Annotated in this window: 12 protein-coding genes, 1 tRNA gene and 1 pseudogene; 7 read left to right on the forward strand and 7 right to left on the reverse strand. The window is 71.9% G+C overall.

Going from position 1 to position 15547, the window contains the following annotated elements; genetic code table 11:
- Positions 1–96: 96 nt before the first annotated feature.
- The 6 genes from IT371_04220 to IT371_04245 all read left to right on the forward strand — a co-directional run bounded on the left by IT371_04220 (position 97) and on the right by IT371_04245 (position 6568).
- Positions 97–170, forward strand: a tRNA-Arg gene (locus IT371_04220).
- 74 nt (positions 171–244) lie between these two features.
- Positions 245–544 carry a PilZ domain-containing protein gene (locus IT371_04225; GenBank protein ID MCC6746840.1) on the forward strand — a complete coding sequence of 100 codons (300 nt, stop codon included), beginning with the start codon at positions 245–247 and terminating at the stop codon, positions 542–544.
- Positions 541–1248, forward strand: coding sequence for a hypothetical protein (locus IT371_04230; GenBank protein ID MCC6746841.1), 708 nt, complete (start codon positions 541–543; stop codon positions 1246–1248). The genes IT371_04225 and IT371_04230 overlap by 4 nt, the downstream gene beginning before the upstream one ends.
- 49 nt (positions 1249–1297) lie before the next feature.
- Positions 1298–2260, forward strand: coding sequence for a hypothetical protein (locus IT371_04235; protein ID MCC6746842.1), 963 nt, complete (start codon positions 1298–1300; stop codon positions 2258–2260).
- A gap of 132 nt (positions 2261–2392) precedes the next feature.
- Complete coding sequence (locus IT371_04240) at positions 2393–4837, forward strand: protein kinase (protein MCC6746843.1); 2445 nt, start codon at positions 2393–2395, stop codon at positions 4835–4837.
- 132 nt (positions 4838–4969) lie between these two features.
- Entirely contained in the window at positions 4970–6568 is a 1599-nt protein-coding gene (locus IT371_04245; GenBank protein ID MCC6746844.1) for a hypothetical protein, read from the forward strand.
- Here IT371_04245 and tatC read toward each other — a convergent pair.
- The 5 genes and pseudogenes from tatC to IT371_04270 form a co-directional block, all read right to left on the reverse strand.
- Positions 6536–7396, reverse strand: coding sequence for a twin-arginine translocase subunit TatC (tatC, locus tag IT371_04250; GenBank protein ID MCC6746845.1), 861 nt, complete (start codon positions 7394–7396; stop codon positions 6536–6538). The genes IT371_04245 and tatC overlap by 33 nt on opposite strands.
- A 387-nt stretch (positions 7397–7783) precedes the next feature.
- A pseudogene (locus IT371_04255) lies at positions 7784–7918 on the reverse strand (twin-arginine translocase TatA/TatE family subunit).
- Between the two features lie 27 nt (positions 7919–7945).
- Positions 7946–8935 (reverse strand): hypothetical protein, encoded by a 990-nt coding sequence (locus IT371_04260; GenBank protein ID MCC6746846.1) that lies wholly within the window; start codon positions 8933–8935, stop codon positions 7946–7948.
- A gap of 36 nt (positions 8936–8971) precedes the next feature.
- The gene (locus IT371_04265) at positions 8972–11179 is read right to left on the reverse strand and encodes a M1 family metallopeptidase (GenBank protein ID MCC6746847.1); all 2208 of its coding nucleotides are present in this window, start codon (positions 11177–11179) and stop codon (positions 8972–8974) included.
- Positions 11180–11204: 25 nt separating this feature from the next.
- A complete protein-coding gene (locus IT371_04270; GenBank protein ID MCC6746848.1) occupies positions 11205–12788 on the reverse strand; it encodes an SGNH/GDSL hydrolase family protein in 1584 nt (527 codons plus the stop codon).
- Positions 12789–13023: 235 nt separating this feature from the next.
- On the opposite strand from IT371_04270, the gene IT371_04275 reads away from it, so the two are divergent.
- The gene (locus IT371_04275) at positions 13024–13986 is read left to right on the forward strand and encodes a cysteine synthase family protein (GenBank protein ID MCC6746849.1); all 963 of its coding nucleotides are present in this window, start codon (positions 13024–13026) and stop codon (positions 13984–13986) included.
- Between the two features lie 13 nt (positions 13987–13999).
- Here the strand turns inward: IT371_04275 and IT371_04280 are convergent, their stop codons facing one another.
- Both IT371_04280 and IT371_04285 read right to left on the reverse strand, forming a co-directional pair.
- Positions 14000–15037 (reverse strand): hypothetical protein, encoded by a 1038-nt coding sequence (locus IT371_04280; protein MCC6746850.1) that lies wholly within the window; start codon positions 15035–15037, stop codon positions 14000–14002.
- Positions 15034–15540, reverse strand: a complete 507-nt coding sequence (locus tag IT371_04285; GenBank protein ID MCC6746851.1) for a hypothetical protein — start codon at positions 15538–15540, stop codon at positions 15034–15036. The genes IT371_04280 and IT371_04285 overlap by 4 nt, the downstream gene beginning before the upstream one ends.
- Positions 15541–15547: the final 7 nt, after the last annotated feature.

The following is a 15547-nucleotide window of genomic DNA, read 5'->3' on the forward strand; positions in this document are numbered from 1 at the left end:
CAGCCAGATAGCTGTGGCCATGCGCCCTTGACGGCGGCAGGCAAACTGGCTATAGCAGCGAGCGACAGTCGAGAGGGTAGGTCACTCGTTTGTTGCGGGCGGTTAGCTCAGCTGGATAGAGCGTTGGCCTCCGGAGCCAAAGGCCACAGGTTCGAATCCTGTACCGCCTACTCTTTACACGTCGTGCGTCGTGGCGAAGCGGGAGGGCACGTTCAGGGAAAGGCGCTCCGCTGAGCGGGTCCCCGTGGAGCTGTGGGTCGAGGAGTCTTCCGACCGGGAGCTCTACTTCCAGCGCGGGGCGAACCTCAGCGTCGGAGGGCTGTACCTGGAGCGCACCATCCCCCATCCCAGGGGCGTCGTGGTCAGCCTGCGCTTCAGCCTTCCGGGCGACCCCACCCCGTTCGTCGTGCGCGGACGGATCGTGAACGTCGAAGACGACGAACGAGCGTTGGGCATGGGCATCAAGTTCCTCGATCTCTCTCCGGCCGACACCCTGCGGCTGCAGGCCTACGTGGAGCGGGCCGCGGTGAAGCCCGCCCCATGACCCAGCGCATCAGCCTCGGGGACGTGCTCGTCGACGAGCAACTCCTCTCGCCACAGCAGCTCAAACAGGCCCAGCGCGCCGCCGAGCGCTCGGGAGCGGCGCTCATCTCCGTGATCCTCGAGCAGCGTCTGGTGGACGAGGAGGCGCTCGTGACCGCGCTCTGTCGGCGCCTCGAACTCGAGGTCTTCGACCCGGACCGCACGGTCGTGGAGGTGGACGCGGTACGCGAGGTCCCGCTCGAGGAGGCGAACCGCTACCGGCTCCTGCCGGTGCAGCTCGAACGGCGTGCCGGCAGGCGCATCCTGCGCGTCGCGATGGCCGACCCGCTCGACGCGCACGCCATCGAAGAGATCGAGTTCTCGACGGGCTGCGCGGTGGAACCGATGATCGCGCGCCCCTCGCAGGTCGGCGAGGCCGTGCGGAGCCACTACCGCAGCGTGGTGACGAAGGTCATCCCCCGGGGACGCGAAGCGACGCCCGGCGCAGCGCCCACGCCGCCGGCACCGACGCGGAGGCAGTCTTTCGGCGGACGTCCCGGCCAGGTGGACGTGCGCACGCAGCCCCTGCGACGGATCCAGCAGGACGCGCCCCCCGCCGCGCGCGTGGACGCCCTCGTGGCGCTGCTCGTGCGCAAGGGGCTCATCGCGCAGGACGAGTACGAGGAGCAGCTCCGCAGCATGGTCGCGCGGACGGAAGAGAGTTAGAGTCTCGCGCGGCGAGCCCAGCGCGGTGGTTGGGCTAGGAAGGCAGACGATGAGAGCTCGCGTAGCATGCGTTGTGGGTGGCCTCGTGGCAGCCTGGGCCGGCGCGGCCCGGGGGGAAGATCTGGCGCCGCTGCCGCCCAAGATGGAGCCGGCGAAGGCCGGAGAGATCGTGGCGCGCTTTCACGACGCGCTGGGCAAGGGACTGAGGTCCGGCGGCATGAAGATCGTCGACCCCTCGGCGGTGCGCACCAAGCTGCGCGCGGCCGCCGAAGGGGGCTGCTTCGAAGGAGCCTGCGTCTCGGCGGCGCAGGGGACCCTCGGGACGAGCCGGGCGGCGACGGCCAAGATCTCCACCGCCGGGAAGAACTACAGCATCGAGGTGCGCATCTACAAGGGCGCGACCGTGATCGGCAAGGGGACCGGCACCTGCGACATCTGCACCCTCACCGAGGCCCTGGAGGCCACGAGCAAGGTCGCGACCGACGTGAGCGCCAAGGCGGAGGAACCGCCGGACGTGGCCCCTGGCCCGGTGCCGTCACCCACGCCCACGCCCACGCCGGCCCCCGTGGCGCCGAAGCCGACCCCCACCCCGGCCCCGACGCCGGCTCCGGTTCAGCCCGCGCCCACACCGACCCCTGTGGCGCCGCCGACTCCCGCGGGGCCTGCCGCGGCGCGGACGCCGTGGCCCATCTGGCCGGCGATCCTGACCCTCGGCCTGGGGGCAGCGGGCCTGGGGGTGGGGATCCCGTTCCTGATCCTGGACGGGCGCTACACGAAGTGCCGCGGCGGCGCGCCAATCCCCCCGCTCGGGCACAATTGCGAGGAACTTTACAAGACCGCCCTGCCGGGCTGGATCGCCACGGGCGCCGGCATCGCCAGCCTCACGGCGTCCGGGGTATTCTTCTACCTCTACTTTTCTTCCAAGGGCAGCGAGCGACCGGGCGTCAAGCAGGTATCTTTCCTGCCGAGAAGCGAGGGAGGCCTGGTTTTCGGGGCGAGCGGCACGTTCTAGGTGGGAACGAGGGGGACCCTCCCGCGGCCCCGCTCGGGGGGGTGGCGGAGATTGCTCGCCCAACTTTTCCTGCCGCGACTTGACGCTCACCGTCCACCGCGGTCAGGATAGGGCGCGAGGCTGCACACAACGATGAAAGCCTGTCCCACCTGCCATCAAGTCCTGCCGGACCACGCCCAGTTCTGCCCGGCGGACGGTACGGCGCTCAAGTCCATGGACGCCGATCCGCTCGTGGGGACGACCATCGCCGGTCGGTACCACCTGCTCGAGCGCATCGGCGAAGGAAGCTCCGGGACGATCTACCGGGCCGAGCACACCACCCTTCGATCCAAGCTGGCCCTCAAGCTCCTGCACCACCAGCTCAGCCTGGATGAGGCGGCGCTCGAGCGGTACCGGGACGAGGCCGCCACCATCGCGCAGATCGACAGCGACCACATCGTCCGGGTGAGCGACTTCGGCCGCTCCGAGGACGGGCGCCTCTTTCTGGCCATGGAATTCCTGGAGGGAGAGCCGCTGGCCGGCGCGCTCGGCCGCGAACGGAAGCTCACGGAAGCGCACGCGCTGGCGGTCCTGCAGCAGGTGGGCGAGGCCCTGACCGAGGCCCACACCCAGGGTGTCATCCACAGCGACCTCCGCCCGCGGAACATCTTCCTGGCCCGCAAGAAGGACAAGGAGGTGGTGAAGCTCCTCGACCTGGGCGTGGCCAAGCTGACCGCCTCGGGACGCGGCAACGCGAGCGGGACCGTGGACCCGCGCTACATGTCTCCCGAGCAGGCGCGCGGCGACGCCCTCGACGAGCGCAGCGACATCTATTCCCTGGGCATCGTGGCCTACGAGATGCTGGCCGGCGCGCCGCCCTTCGTGGGCTCTGGCACCTTCGACGTGCTCACCAAGCATCTCGAGGCGCAGCCGGTGCCGCTCTCGGCCAAGGTCCCGAACGTGTCGGCGCACTTCGCCGAGGCGGTGGGACGCGCCCTCCGCAAGCGCCCCGTGGAGCGATTCGCCACGGTGGAGCGCTTTCTGCAGGCCCTGGCCGGCACGGCGCCCGTCGAGGAGGTTCCGGACCACCGCCCGCTCAATCCGTCGGAGCCGGTGCCGCTCCTCAAGCCGAAGGATCCGGCCGCCAAGGCCAAAGCGGGCGCCGATGCGAGCGACGCGGCGCAGACGCTTCTCGGTGCGGGCACCTCGCCCGCCGTGCCCGGAGGATCCGGCGTGCATCGACTCGCCACCGGCTCCGGAGCCCGCCCGCTGCCAACGGCGCCGCCCGCAGGCGGGTCCGGCGTGCACAGGCTCCAGCCTGCTGGCCAGCCGCTCGCCGCCGTGAGCACCGACCCCAGCCTGCGGCCGACCATGGTGCCCGACGCGGCGCCCCGACTTCAGGCGGTGGTCACCCCCCGTCCCGTCGGAGAGCTCGCCCCGGAGGTCTTCAGCGCCCAGACGCTGGTGCCGAGCGCTGCCCATCCCGAGATCGAGGCCATCGCCGCCCGGCTGAAGGCCGACAAGCGCGCATCAGGGCCGTCTCTGGTGCATGGGGTGGCCGCGGCGGGACTCGCCGGACCGGGCTCGCGCACGCCGCACGACCCGTTCTCCGACGGAGACGTGCTGGGAAGCCAGAGCGGAAGCTGGTTCGCCGAGGGAGACGCGGCCGAGCAGGCCCTCTCGCGCGTGGGCTCGAAGTCCGCCCCGCTCCCCGCGATCTACGACGGCATCGAGGACGAGATCCCGCGTCGCCGCATTTCGCCGGGGATGGTCATCGGCGGCGTGGTCGCCGCGGCCGCGCTCGGGCTGGGACTCTTCCTCGCGATGAAATCGGGGGACGAGTCGCCCAAGCACAAGACCAGTACCAAGCTGGTACCGGGCCTCACCGGCGGCACCGGCGGCACCGAGGCGCCCAAGCCCGAGGTGGCTAAGCCCGAGCCCAAGAAGCCCGAGGCGGCGAAGCCCGAAACGACAAAGCCCGAGCCCGCGAAGCCCGAAACGAAAAAACCCGAGCCCAAGCTCGCCGCCACCAAGCCCGAGCCCATCAAGCCGGAGCCCGCGAAGCCCGAAACGAAAAAGCCCGAGCCCAAGCTCGCCGCCACCAAGCCCGAAGCCAAGAAGCCCGAAGCCAAGAAGCCCGAGCCCAAGGTGGCCAAGCCCGAGCCCAAGGTAGCCAAGCCCGAGCCCGCCACGGTCAAGCCGAAGGTCAGCCCGGGGCCACGCCGGGACCCGGAGCAGGCGCGCTTCCATGTGCGAGTCGGACGGCAACAGCTCCTGAAGGGCGGCTACGGCAAGGCCAAGGAAGCCTTCAAGACCGCGCTGGACCTGGATCCGAGGAGCGCGGAGGCCCACGGCGGCCTCGGCGAGGTGGCCTTCGAGCAGGGCAACTACGGCGGCGCCGTCGTGCACCTGAAGCAGGCCGTGAGGCACAACGCCCGTAGCACCAAGTACCTCGTCATGCTCGGTGACGCCTACTTCAAGCAGAAGCGCATGAAGCAGGCCGTGGACCAGTACAAGAAGGCCCTCAAGCAAGACCCGAACAACGGGGCCGCCAAAGCGGGACTCGGCGCGGCCGTGCGCAAGCTCTCGGGCGGGTAGACGACGACCTCGTCCCTGCGGAGACGACAGCGCTTCCGCTTGTAGCCAAAGCTGGTCGCGGGGGCACTCAATCGGTTCAGGGCAAAAGCGGTCTAGACGTCGCCCATTCACTTCGCGCAGGATGGGTACTCAGTGACTGACCTACCGTTCCGTATCATCGCAGGGGCCCCCGGCCGCAACGCGGCTGCTCTGCAGGGTATCGCCCAGGCGCTGAGCCAGTCGTTCGCCCTGGATCCGCGAACGAGCGTCACCGACCTGGCTCGCGGCAGCCTGCTCGTCTGTGGCGCGGGGAGCCTGCAGGAGGCACGCGCACGCGCGCAGGTGGTCGTCCGCGCGGGAGCCGATTTCTACATCTTGGATAGCCTGGACGTGGTGCTCGCCGAGGGGCTCGCGGGCACATCTGCCCCTGCGGGGCGCGGGAACGCCCCGGCGTCGTCTCCGGCGCACGGCGGCGCGGCCGCGCTGCAGGCCACGATGCTCGGACAGGGACCTCTCGTTGCGCCCTCGCCGGGGAGAGCCGCCCCGAGACCTCCCGCCGCCATGGCGGAGAACGACGGCGTCTTCCTCGAGGACTTTGCGCCTCCCCCGCGTGCCCCCGCGGCGAGCCCCCCCGCGCCCTCCGCGTCGCGCGGAGGCGGTGCGCCTCCTCCTCCGACGCCGACCAGCGCAGCGCCCGCCGCGCGCCCCAAGCGGCTGACGGACCTCCTCGACCCGGACAACTTCGACGAGAGCTCCCTCGTCACGCTCGACGGTGCCGACGGCGGCGGCGGGTACTCGGTCGGCGAGGCGGCCTTCGCCCCCCCACCGGGAGGACACGGCGGCGGCGGCGATCTCTTCGCGCCTCCCGTGGAAGAGGAGAACCTCGAATTGGACATGCCCGCGTCGCGGCGCTCCTTCGGCTACGGCGCCGATCTCAACGCCGCGGCCGAGCAGGCGGTGCACGCCGCGAACGCCGCCGGGCGAACCGACACGAGCGGGGCTTTCGCCGTGCGCGGCGCGGCCACTAGCGGTAACTATCCGGCGGTCCCGCAGGCCGGCACCCGCAGCGGCAACTACCCCGCGGCCCAGCCGGCCGGCGCCCGCAGCGGCAACTATCCCGCGGTCCCGCAGGCCGGCGCCCGCAGCGGTAACTACCCCGCGGTTGCGGGGGGCCCGCTCCGCGCCACCGGGACGGGACCCGGCGCGGGCGGACTTTCTCCGTCGCGCAGCGGGGAGCACGCCGTCCGCGCGCTCAGCCCGCTCGACCTGGGTCCGTCGGAGGCCGCACCTGCCGGTGGTGGCCCTGCGCCCATGGGACGCGAGCTGCCCCCGCCCACGAGCCTCGCACCCCTCAAGGCGATCGCCACCGACGCGCGGCGCAAGGCCGCGACCACCCCGCCGGCCTCGCGAGCCGCCGTCGCGCGACCGGAGTTCCGCCTCTTCGGCGGGAAGCTGCAGCAGAAGCCCACCCTGCGCCTCGCGCTGGGCTTCGGCATAGCCCTCCTCGTGGGAGCGCCGATCCCGATCCTCCACGCACGCTCGGTGGTCAGCTCGCGCGTCGAACCCTTGCGCGTCGAGCTCGCCACGGCGATCGCCCACCGCGACCGGCTGATGCGTCAGCCGAACTACCGAGCCCCCGCCGAGCTCGAGAGCGAGATCTCCTCGGTGAAGCTCCGCTCCGGCGTCCTGTCGGCGCTGATCTGGGCCGTCGTCGCGTCGCTAGTGGGCCTGGCCTGGTTCCGATTCAGCTGACCCGCCCGCGGCGTCTTCGGTCCGTCGGGCGCGACGCCGCTCCGTCACCAGCGCGAAGAGGATGCTCAGGTTGTAGAGCACGACCAGCGGCACCGACAGGAGCACCTGGCTGATCACGTCCGGCCCCGGCGTGAGCACCGCGCCGATGACGAAGGCGATCACGATGAAGTAGCGATTGAAGCGCCAGAGCGCCCGGGCACTCACCAGGCCGGCGAGCGAGAGGAACGCGATCACGAGCGGCAGCTCGAAGACGACGCCCGAGGCCAGCAGGAGTTTCCAGGTCAGCGAGAAGTACTCGCCCATCATCAAGGTGGGCGTGAGCTCGAAGGTGTGCTTCATGGAGACCTTGAGGGTCCCGCCGAGGAGCTCCTCCATCCGCCCCACGTTCTTGCGGGCGAAGCCGAGGAAGAAGCGGAAGGCGTAGGGGAAGAGCACGAAATAGCCGAAGCAAGCGCCCCCGATGAAGAGCAGACCTGAAGCGGCCGCGAAGGGGACCGCGTAGCGCTTCTCCTTGCGGTACAGGCCCGGGGCGATGAACTTCCAGAGCTGGTAGAAGATGAAGGGCGACGCGGCGAAGACGCCGAAGATGAGCGCGAGCTTCATGTAGGTGAAGAACGGCTCGATGGGGTTCGAGAAGTGCATCTTGGGCGGCCCGAGCCCCGCGTCGGTCCAGGCGCGAATCAGGGGCTGGGCCAGGATCACGAACAGGAAATCCGAGAGCGCGTAGCCCACGCCAGCCCAGATCACCAACCAGATGGCGCTGTACTTGAGGCGCTTGCGCAGCTCCTCGAGGTGCTGACTGAAGCTCATCACCGCGTCGTCGGACATGGCGAGCGCTCAGGCCTTCGGCGACGGGTCAGCCGCTCGCGCAGGCGAGTCGCCCGGGGCGGCCGAGGGAGGCTCTGCGGCCACGCTGGGCGACGGATAGCGCATCGGCGGCAGCTCGGCAGCTACAACGGGTGCGGCCGACCCCTCCGACGCCATCGGCGCCTCCGGCGCCTCCGCCCCGTCGAGCTCGAGCGGTCCGCTCTGGAGCAGCGTGGAGCCCGCGGCATAGGGATCGAGCTCCGGCGGCGGCGCGACGTGCGGCGGCTCGGTGGGCTCGGACCGCGTCTCGCGCTCGAGGTCCTGCTGGACCTTGCGGCTCACGTGCATCAGGTCTCCGCGCAGCTCGTCGAGCGGCCGCCGGATCTCCTCGAGCGGCTCCTCGAAGGTGGAGCGGAGGTCGGCCGAGTGACGCCGGAGCTCCCGCAGGCCCTTGCCCACCGTCTTCGCCAGCTCGGGAATGCGCTTGGGTCCGAGCGCGAGCAGCGCGACGGCGGCGATCACAGCCATTTCCCAGGGCGACATCCCGCACATGCGACATCCACTCCGGGCTCAGTGTAGCCCTCGGTTACCCGGCACGCTACCGCCGGCGCCCCGTAGCCGCAAGGCACGTCGTAGCCCCCCCGGAAGGCCGAAGGGCGCGTCGGGCTGCGCCCGCAGGTCGTCGAAGCGTGGGCTGGCATAGAGGAGGCGCGCGGCGCGGAGCCAGTAGGCCCAGAGCGCCGCCTGGGCCACGGCGAGCCCGAGGCTTCCGACGAGCCACACGGCGAGCGAGAGGCTCTCCCGCGGCTCGAGCTGTCGCCAGGCCGCCAGGTAGGCCCCACCGAGGAGCGTGAGGGTCACGGTGGTGAGCACGAAGAGGAGGAGCCCCCGCAGCGGACAGCGGACGAGCACGCGCGCGGCGAGCCACAGGGTCCGTCGCGTGACCCGGCGGCCGTCCGTCACGGTCAGAACCCGCGCGAAGAGGCTCCACGCGCCGACGATGGCGAGCCAGAGGAAGGTCGCGAGGACCTGCAGCGCGGGGAGCACGAGCCAGAGCGTGGCCGCGCTGTAGCCGGCCGGCTCTCCCGAACGCACGAGCTGCGTGAAGACGCGTCGCAGGCCCGCCGCGCCGAGGAGGAAGGCCAGCGCGGCGAGGAGGAGCAGGCGCAGAAAGGGCCAGAGGTGCGAGAGCCCCTGCTGCATGACCGTGCGATAGACGCGCGGCCGGGAGTTCGCGGACTCGGGCCCGAGGAGCGCGAGGCCCCCGGCCGTCAGGAGCTGATCCACGAGGAGCGCGCAGAGGAGCCCGACGCCGAGCAGGGCGAGCAGCGAGGGGGCGATTTCGCCCACGAGCCGGACGAAGGGGAGCGCGGGGAGCGGCCGGACGGCCTCGGTGAAGTAGGGCTGCCGCGCGGGACCTCGGGCGAGAGAGGAGAAGGCGCCGAGCATCCCCGGCAGGGCGCAGACGAGGAGAAAGCTCGCGCGCAGGAGCACGAGCCGCACCATCCCCGGCGCGGGACGCAGCGCCCGCCGCAGCGCGCGGTCACTCTCGCGCGTCATGCAGGCCACAGATCATGCGTGATGCAACCGTCCGGTTCATAGCCACTGGGCGAGCGCTCCCTGAGCCCAGCTCGCGAGCGTCGCGAGCCAGCCGCCCCAGTCCGCGAGGAAACGCCGCTCGGGACGCAGCGTGCGGCCGTTGTTCTCCGGCTTCACGTCGAGGGCGACGCGCGCGCGTGGGTCCACGCGCACGTCGGTGAGCGGGGCGGGTCGGACGAAGCGATAGCGGCGCCAGACCGCGCGGCCGTCCCACCGGTCGTGCAGCACCACCCCGTCGCCGAAGCGGAGCTCCACCTCAACGGGCAGGTGCTGCCACCCCGGCCCCTCGAGGCGCGCGCTGCTCTCGTAGTAGGCCACGGGCCCCGCGCGGGGGGACGCGGCGTGCGCCGCCCACGGCTTCACGAGACGCCGCTCGACGCGCCCGACAGCCTCGCCGGTCGGCGCGACCCAGCCCGGGTCCGTCACCTCCATCAGAACGCGGCCGTCGGCCTCGCGGGCCGCGGGGTCGAGCCCGCGCTCCGGGTTCGCCACGCCGCTCGCACTCCCGCCGCTCGCGCCCGTGGGCGTCGGGAGCAGCCCCCGCGGCGTCTCCCAGCGCTCGCTCTCGAGCTCTGCCACGCGGTAGTCCGGAAGCCGCGGCGCGACGAACGCCTCCTCGAGAAAGGCGTGCAGCGCGACGCCACCGACCTCCTTCGCCACGCCCAGAAAATCCTCCGCGTCGGGGTGCCGGAAGGCGAACCGCGCGAAGTAGGCCGCGAAGACCCGGTCCACCGCGACCTGCCCGAAGAGCCCCGCGGCCGTGGCCAGGGTCACCGCCGGACGGCTGTAGACCTGGTGTCCCCAGCTCCCGGGGTAGAAGAGCCAGGAGGGCCGCTTGCGCAGCGCCTCGCGCAGCTTGCTCGCGTTCTCGGCGAGGCCCGTGGCGCGGAGCTCGCGCGGCGAGATGGCCCGCCCGAAGAGCGTGCCGCCGCCCGCGTCCTGCCCGTAGAGCTCGCGCGAGAGCTCGTCCTCCCAGTAGCTGTTGAAGCCTTCGTCGAGAAACGCCTCGTCCATCTCGTGCGAGGCGAGCAGCCCGTAGAAGTACTGGTGACCGAACTCGTGGATCAGCGCGAGCTCGGGGAGGGTCGTCTTGCCGAACGGAAAGCCGTCCCAGACCCGGTCGCCGTTCGCGCCGGTGATGAGCGTGGGATATTCCATCCCCGCCGTCCGGATGCCGCGCGTGGGCGGCAGCACCACCGTGAGCGAACGATAGGGATAGAGCCCGACGCGCCGGCAGAGGATTGTGAGCGCCCCTTCCACCGCGCGGCGCCAGCGGGGAAGCTGGTGCGCGCTCTCGACGGGAACCAGGTAGCGGACGGCCACGCGACGCGTGCTCTTTGGCAGGGCGACCTCCGTGCGCTCCTCGGCGAAGCCGCGAGCCAACACGAAGGCGAAGTCGTGCACCGCCCGCTGACGGAAGCGCACGAGGCGCTCGCGGCCCTCGGCGACGGTGGAACGTTCCACCTCTTCCCCGGTCGCGCCGACGAGGAAGCCGGCCGGGAACTGGAGCGTGACGTCGTAGTCGGCGAAGTCCGCGTAGAACTCCGTCGGTCCGTGAAACTGCCGGGCGACCCAGCGCGCTTCGGGGGCATGCCTGACGCCCCGGGGCTCGAGCACCCCGAGCTTCGGATACCACTGCCCGCCGAGGACGTAGTCGTCGAGCGCGCCGGTGCGAGCGATGGGCACGGGAAAGCGCGCGCGGAAGGCGAGGCGCAGGCGGAGCTCGGCGTGCGGTCCCACGGCCTCGGGGAGCGCGATCTCGGCCAGCGTGCGATCGAGGGGATTGCCGTCGTCGGGCTGGATCGGACGATGGCTGGCGAGCCGCGCTCCGCCGGCGGTGAACTGCTCGACGCGTGTGAGCGCGGTGTAGCCCCAAGGGTCGGGGTACTGCAAGAGCAGGTCCGCCATCGCGAGCCGCGGGGCCGGCACCCCCCGCATCCAGGTCGTTCCCTCGTGCGCGAAGGCGTTCAGATAGAGGTGGACCGGCACGCTCCGCACAGACACGTCGGAGGGGTTTCTCCAGGTGAGCTCGACCTCGCCCTCGAGGGTGCGCGTGGCCGGGACGATGCGCGCGCGGATCCGGTAGGAGAGCCCTACTGCCGGTAGGTCGTCGGCCGGGCCGTGTCGCGCGGGAACGAGTCCGAGGACGAGGAGCGCGAGCCCCCTAGCCCAGCCCAAGACTCGCCCCGCGCCGCGTCGCCGCATCGCGACGCTTCTAACACCCACCGGGTCACCAGAGCATCAGGAAGTAGTCCCCGGGGGCCTCGGGGGGAGATTCCACCACGATGCGGAAGCGTCGGCCGACCTCGCCGCCGTAGGTGCCGGCCGAGTAGGCGCCCGCCACCAGACAGGTGGTCTCCGTGCACCCCTCGTCCTCGCATCGCTCGACGATCACCCGACGCGGGTAGTCTTGCGCGGAGACCTTCCAGTCGGCGGAGAGGGCCCAGGCCGAGATCCGCGCGTGCGCCGCCACGAACTCGAAGGTGTCGTCGGCCCCCGGCGTCTCGCGGCGTCCGCAGCGCGGAGAGTCGTAGCCCGCCACGAAGGAGCGCGTGCCGTGTTCGCGTCGGCGGTGCAGCCCGACCGGCCGAGCGGTGCTGGCCAGCGCGTGCTCGTCCAGGCGGTAGGGGTCGTCGGGAGAGCCGCTCCCGGCCCGCTGCGCCGGCTCGGCGTCGAGGTGCGAAATAGGCGGCGCGACGGGGGCCGCGGGAGGCTCTTCCCCGTCGGGGTACAGGCGGTGCGGCGCGGGCCTCGGCGGGGCCTTCGTCGCGACGGCCGCGGCCGCCGCCGGGTCGGCGACGAGCACCTGGTGCAGTCGCGCCAGCATCTCCATGGTGACGAGGTTGCGCAGGTTCTGGCCGTACATCCGCTCGGCGGCGAAGTCGCAGGTGTCCCCGGGCACGTACGAGAGGTGCACGCCATCCACCGAGAGCCCCTTGTTCGGCAGCCTCGAGAGGGCCAGGTTCAGGTCCACGAGCGGCAATCCGTGTCGCTCGGCCAGCGCGCGCACGATCTCGTTGTGGATCGCCACCGCCCCGGTGGCGGCGGCCGGCCGCGCGGGGATCGTGGAGAGCACGGGGATGACGCCCTCCTCGAGCAGCCGCTCCACGTTGCGGCGCATGTTACCGCCGTACCAGGCGGGCGCGTTCGTGCCCACGTCGTTCGAGCCGAACATCATGACGGCGAAGCGGGGGCGCGCCAGGCGCAGCTCGCGTTCGAGCGGCGCGAGGTCCTTCATCGCGTCCACGGGCTTCTCCCCGGGAGGGCCCGCGCAGACCTTTCCGTCGGCGCGCAGCGGACGGTCCGAGTACCAGCCGCCGCACGCGGTGTGGCTACGCCGGCGGAAGGGATCGACGGAGTCGGTGAGCTCGCCGGTCTCTGCGTCGCGCACGGGGATGCGCCCGGCGGCGAAATGCGCCACCGCGGCGAGGAATGCGGGCTTGTCGAGGTGTTCGCTGTCGAAGGTGGCGGGGGGCGTGACCTCCTCGGCGGTGTAGCAGGCGAGGAAGTTGTCGTACGCGCTGATCGAGTCGCCGACCTTGATGAAGACGTTGTCGCGCGGCGCGCCCCAGGTGGGAGAGAGCGGCGTCGGCTCGTCGGCGCTGCCCCGTCGCGCGATCGCGCGCAGCCCGGCGACGATCGACGGCGAGAGCGGCGAGAGCACCCGGTCGCGCGGATAGCGAGGCCAGGTCGGCTCGACCGAGCTCGGCCGGCGGGTGCCGTCGAGCGGCTCGGCCGCACAGCCCGCCCACGCGGCGGCGCACAGTCCAACGAGCAGGGCAGAGCGACGACCAGGGGCAAACCGATGGGGCACTCGAGGCTCCTCTCGCAGTGGAGGCCTCAGGGGTGTGCAACGGTCGGGCCAGCGGGCAAGGCGACAACGTCGCGTCATGACGCCCGGTTACGTGGACTACCCGCCCGCGCCGGGAGGACGCCACCCTTCGATTCTGCGCGAGTGGTCAGAGCCCCGGCCAGCAGCTCGGGCTTGACCTCTGCGGCCAAGCCGTGACAGGGGAGTGGGTGCGGCAGCCCGCGAGGAGACGCGACGCGTGAACGAACCCTCTAAGACCCCCGGTGGAACGCCGCTCGTCGCTCTCGACGGGATCTACGCCAAGCTCGAGTGTACGAACCCCTGCGGCAGCATCAAGGACCGCATCGCGAAGTACATCCTGGACGAGAGCGAGCGGACCGGCGCCCTGCGCCCCGGGATGACCATCGTCGAGGCCACGAGCGGCAATACCGGCATCTCGCTCACCTACTACGCGCGGCAAAAGGGCTACGCCGTCCGCGTGGTGATGCCCGAGGACATGACGCAGGAGCGCCAGGAGATCATCCGCTCCTTCGGGGCCGAGCTCCTGCTCTGCCGCGCGGGCGACTTCGCCGAGGCCGCCGCGATTCGGGACCGCCTCGCCGCCGAGCATGGGTATTTCAACCCCGATCAGTTCTCGAACCCGCTCAACGTGGAGTGCCACGACCGCACCACGGGGCAGGAGCTCCTCGCGCAGATGGAGGAGCACGCGCCGCGAGTGGACGCCTTCGTCGCCGGGATCGGGACCGGCGGAACGCTGATGGGCGTGGGACGCGCGCTCAGGCGGCGCTATCCCGACCTGCGCCTCGTGGCCGTGGAACCGGCCGAGTCGCCGGTGCTGAGCGGCGGAAGCGCCGGCCCCCACGGCATCCAGGGGATCGGCGACGGCTTCATCCCCCCCATCGCGAAGGACCCGAGCGGAGGCCCGTCGAAGCTGATCGACGAGGTGATCTGCGTCGGGAGCGAGGCGGCGCGGCTCGCCTCCCTCGAGATCGCCGAGCGCCACGGGTACTGCGTCGGGATCTCGTCGGGGGCGAACTACCTCGCCGCCAGGGCCCTCGCAGAGCGCTTTCGCACCGTGGTGACCGTCTTCGCCGACGGGTACTACAAGTACCAGTCCCGCGGCCTCTCGTGCCGCGACGGACGCTGCCTTTACCACGACGACCGGAGTCTCATCTTCCGCGCCACGCCGCCCGCCGCCTGAGGGGCGGTCCGGCTCAGAAGAGGGCGAGCTGACGTTCGGGACCGAGGAAGCTCACCTCGATGCCGAGTGCCGTGAGGTCCCGTCCGAGGTCCCCGGGGCCCGCCCCCATCAGCGCCACCTCCGTCGGCGCGCAGGCGCGCACGTATTCGAGCAGGCCCGCGTAGTCCGCCTCGGCGGAGAGGGGAAAGGCCTCGTGGCAGTCCATCTCCGCCCGCACCGTGGGCTCGAGGGCGAGCCCCGAGACGAACCCGAGACGCGCGCCGGGTTGCTGGGCGATGGCGGGCGAATGGCGCAGGTGGGCCGGCCAGAGCAGCACCGACGGCTCGGCGGCGGGGTCGATCGAACGCTGGTAGCGCTTGAGCGTGCGCATCGGAAAGCGGTCTCCCAGCCGTTCGCGGTAGACGCGACAGGCGGCGAAGATCTGACGGTGCGCGCGCAGCGGCAGCCCCGCCTCACCGAGCAGGGCCGCTACCTCCTGGGCCTCGCCCACGGGCGCGCAGAAGAGCACTGGCGTCCCCTTCGCCTCCAGCGTCTCGCGCACGAACCGCAGGAGTCCGCGCTCCACATCCTCGGCGGGAGGTAGCGCCAGGCGCCGCAGCGCCGCGGGGGAGGCCGGCAACACCAGCAGATCGCATCGGCGCGCCTCGAGCCGCTCCGAGAGAGCCGTGCGCCGCGGGTTGATCGCCCCGGCGTAGACCACCGTGTGCCCCTGGTGCTCGACGAGGAGCGACGCCGACCCGAGGGAGTGCCCCGCGGGAAAGAGCTCGAGCTCGAGCGTACCGAGGGCGAAGGAGCGTCGGTAGGGAGTCACCAACGCCTGGGGTTCGTGCGCCCGACGCCCGCGCCCGTCGGCGCTGCCGATGGCGCGCAGCAGCGCGGCGGTGGTCTCGGTGCTGACGATCTTCTGGTGCGCGATGCCCCCGGCCACGAGCGCGTGGCTCACGAAGCAGAGCTGGCGCGGCTCCGGCGCGTCGAACCAGAGCAGCGTCCCCCGCAGGTGGAGTCCACCGTGGTACTCGAGGAGCGGCTCCCCCAGCCGCCGCGCCCTCATGGTCTGCGCTCGGCGAGCGCACCGAGCGCCGCGTGAGCCAGGGCCGCCGCCTCCTCGGGCGAGAGGGAGAGCGCCGACAGCGCCGCGTCCAGACGATCGCCGCCCGCGTCCCCCGCACCGGCGCTCAGCGCCAGCTCGCGCGCCAGACCGGCCGGCGGCGGTAACTCGCGGCAGAGGTGACTCGCGAGAACCAATGCGTGGTCCACTCGCGAGAGCTCCTCCGGCGCGGCCACGACCCAGCGCTCGAGCGCCTCCGCGAGCGCGGGCTCGAGACCCTCGAGCTCCGCCTGGCTTCGGGCCATCCGTCCTCGGGCGTCCGGGTTGTGCTCGGTCGCCTCCACGTCGAGCAGGCTCAACAGCCCGAGCGTGGCCCAGAGCTCCACCGGCTCGTCGAGGCGCTCGGCCAAGGCCTCCATCAACGCCTCCGTGGCGCGCGCCCGCCCACGGCTCTCCGGCCGGCGGAGAAACTGCCGTACGAGCAGGTACGCGCGAAAGCGGTCCATTCCTGAC

It is taken from the genome of Deltaproteobacteria bacterium (assembly GCA_020848905.1).
Lineage (GTDB): Bacteria > Myxococcota_A > Polyangia.

Coding starts and splice junctions, on each gene's coding strand:
- IT371_04265 (MCC6746847.1), bottom strand. CDS start 11,179: ATGCGGCGACGCGGCGCGGGGCGAGTCTTGGGCTGGGCTAGGGGGCTC.
- IT371_04260 (MCC6746846.1), bottom strand. CDS start 8,935: ATGACGCGCGAGAGTGACCGCGCGCTGCGGCGGGCGCTGCGTCCCGCG.
- IT371_04285 (MCC6746851.1), bottom strand. CDS start 15,540: ATGGACCGCTTTCGCGCGTACCTGCTCGTACGGCAGTTTCTCCGCCGG.
- IT371_04240 (MCC6746843.1), top strand. CDS start 2,393: ATGAAAGCCTGTCCCACCTGCCATCAAGTCCTGCCGGACCACGCCCAG.
- IT371_04230 (MCC6746841.1), top strand. CDS start 541: ATGACCCAGCGCATCAGCCTCGGGGACGTGCTCGTCGACGAGCAACTC.
- tatC (MCC6746845.1), bottom strand. CDS start 7,396: ATGTCCGACGACGCGGTGATGAGCTTCAGTCAGCACCTCGAGGAGCTG.
- IT371_04280 (MCC6746850.1), bottom strand. CDS start 15,037: ATGAGGGCGCGGCGGCTGGGGGAGCCGCTCCTCGAGTACCACGGTGGA.
- IT371_04235 (MCC6746842.1), top strand. CDS start 1,298: ATGAGAGCTCGCGTAGCATGCGTTGTGGGTGGCCTCGTGGCAGCCTGG.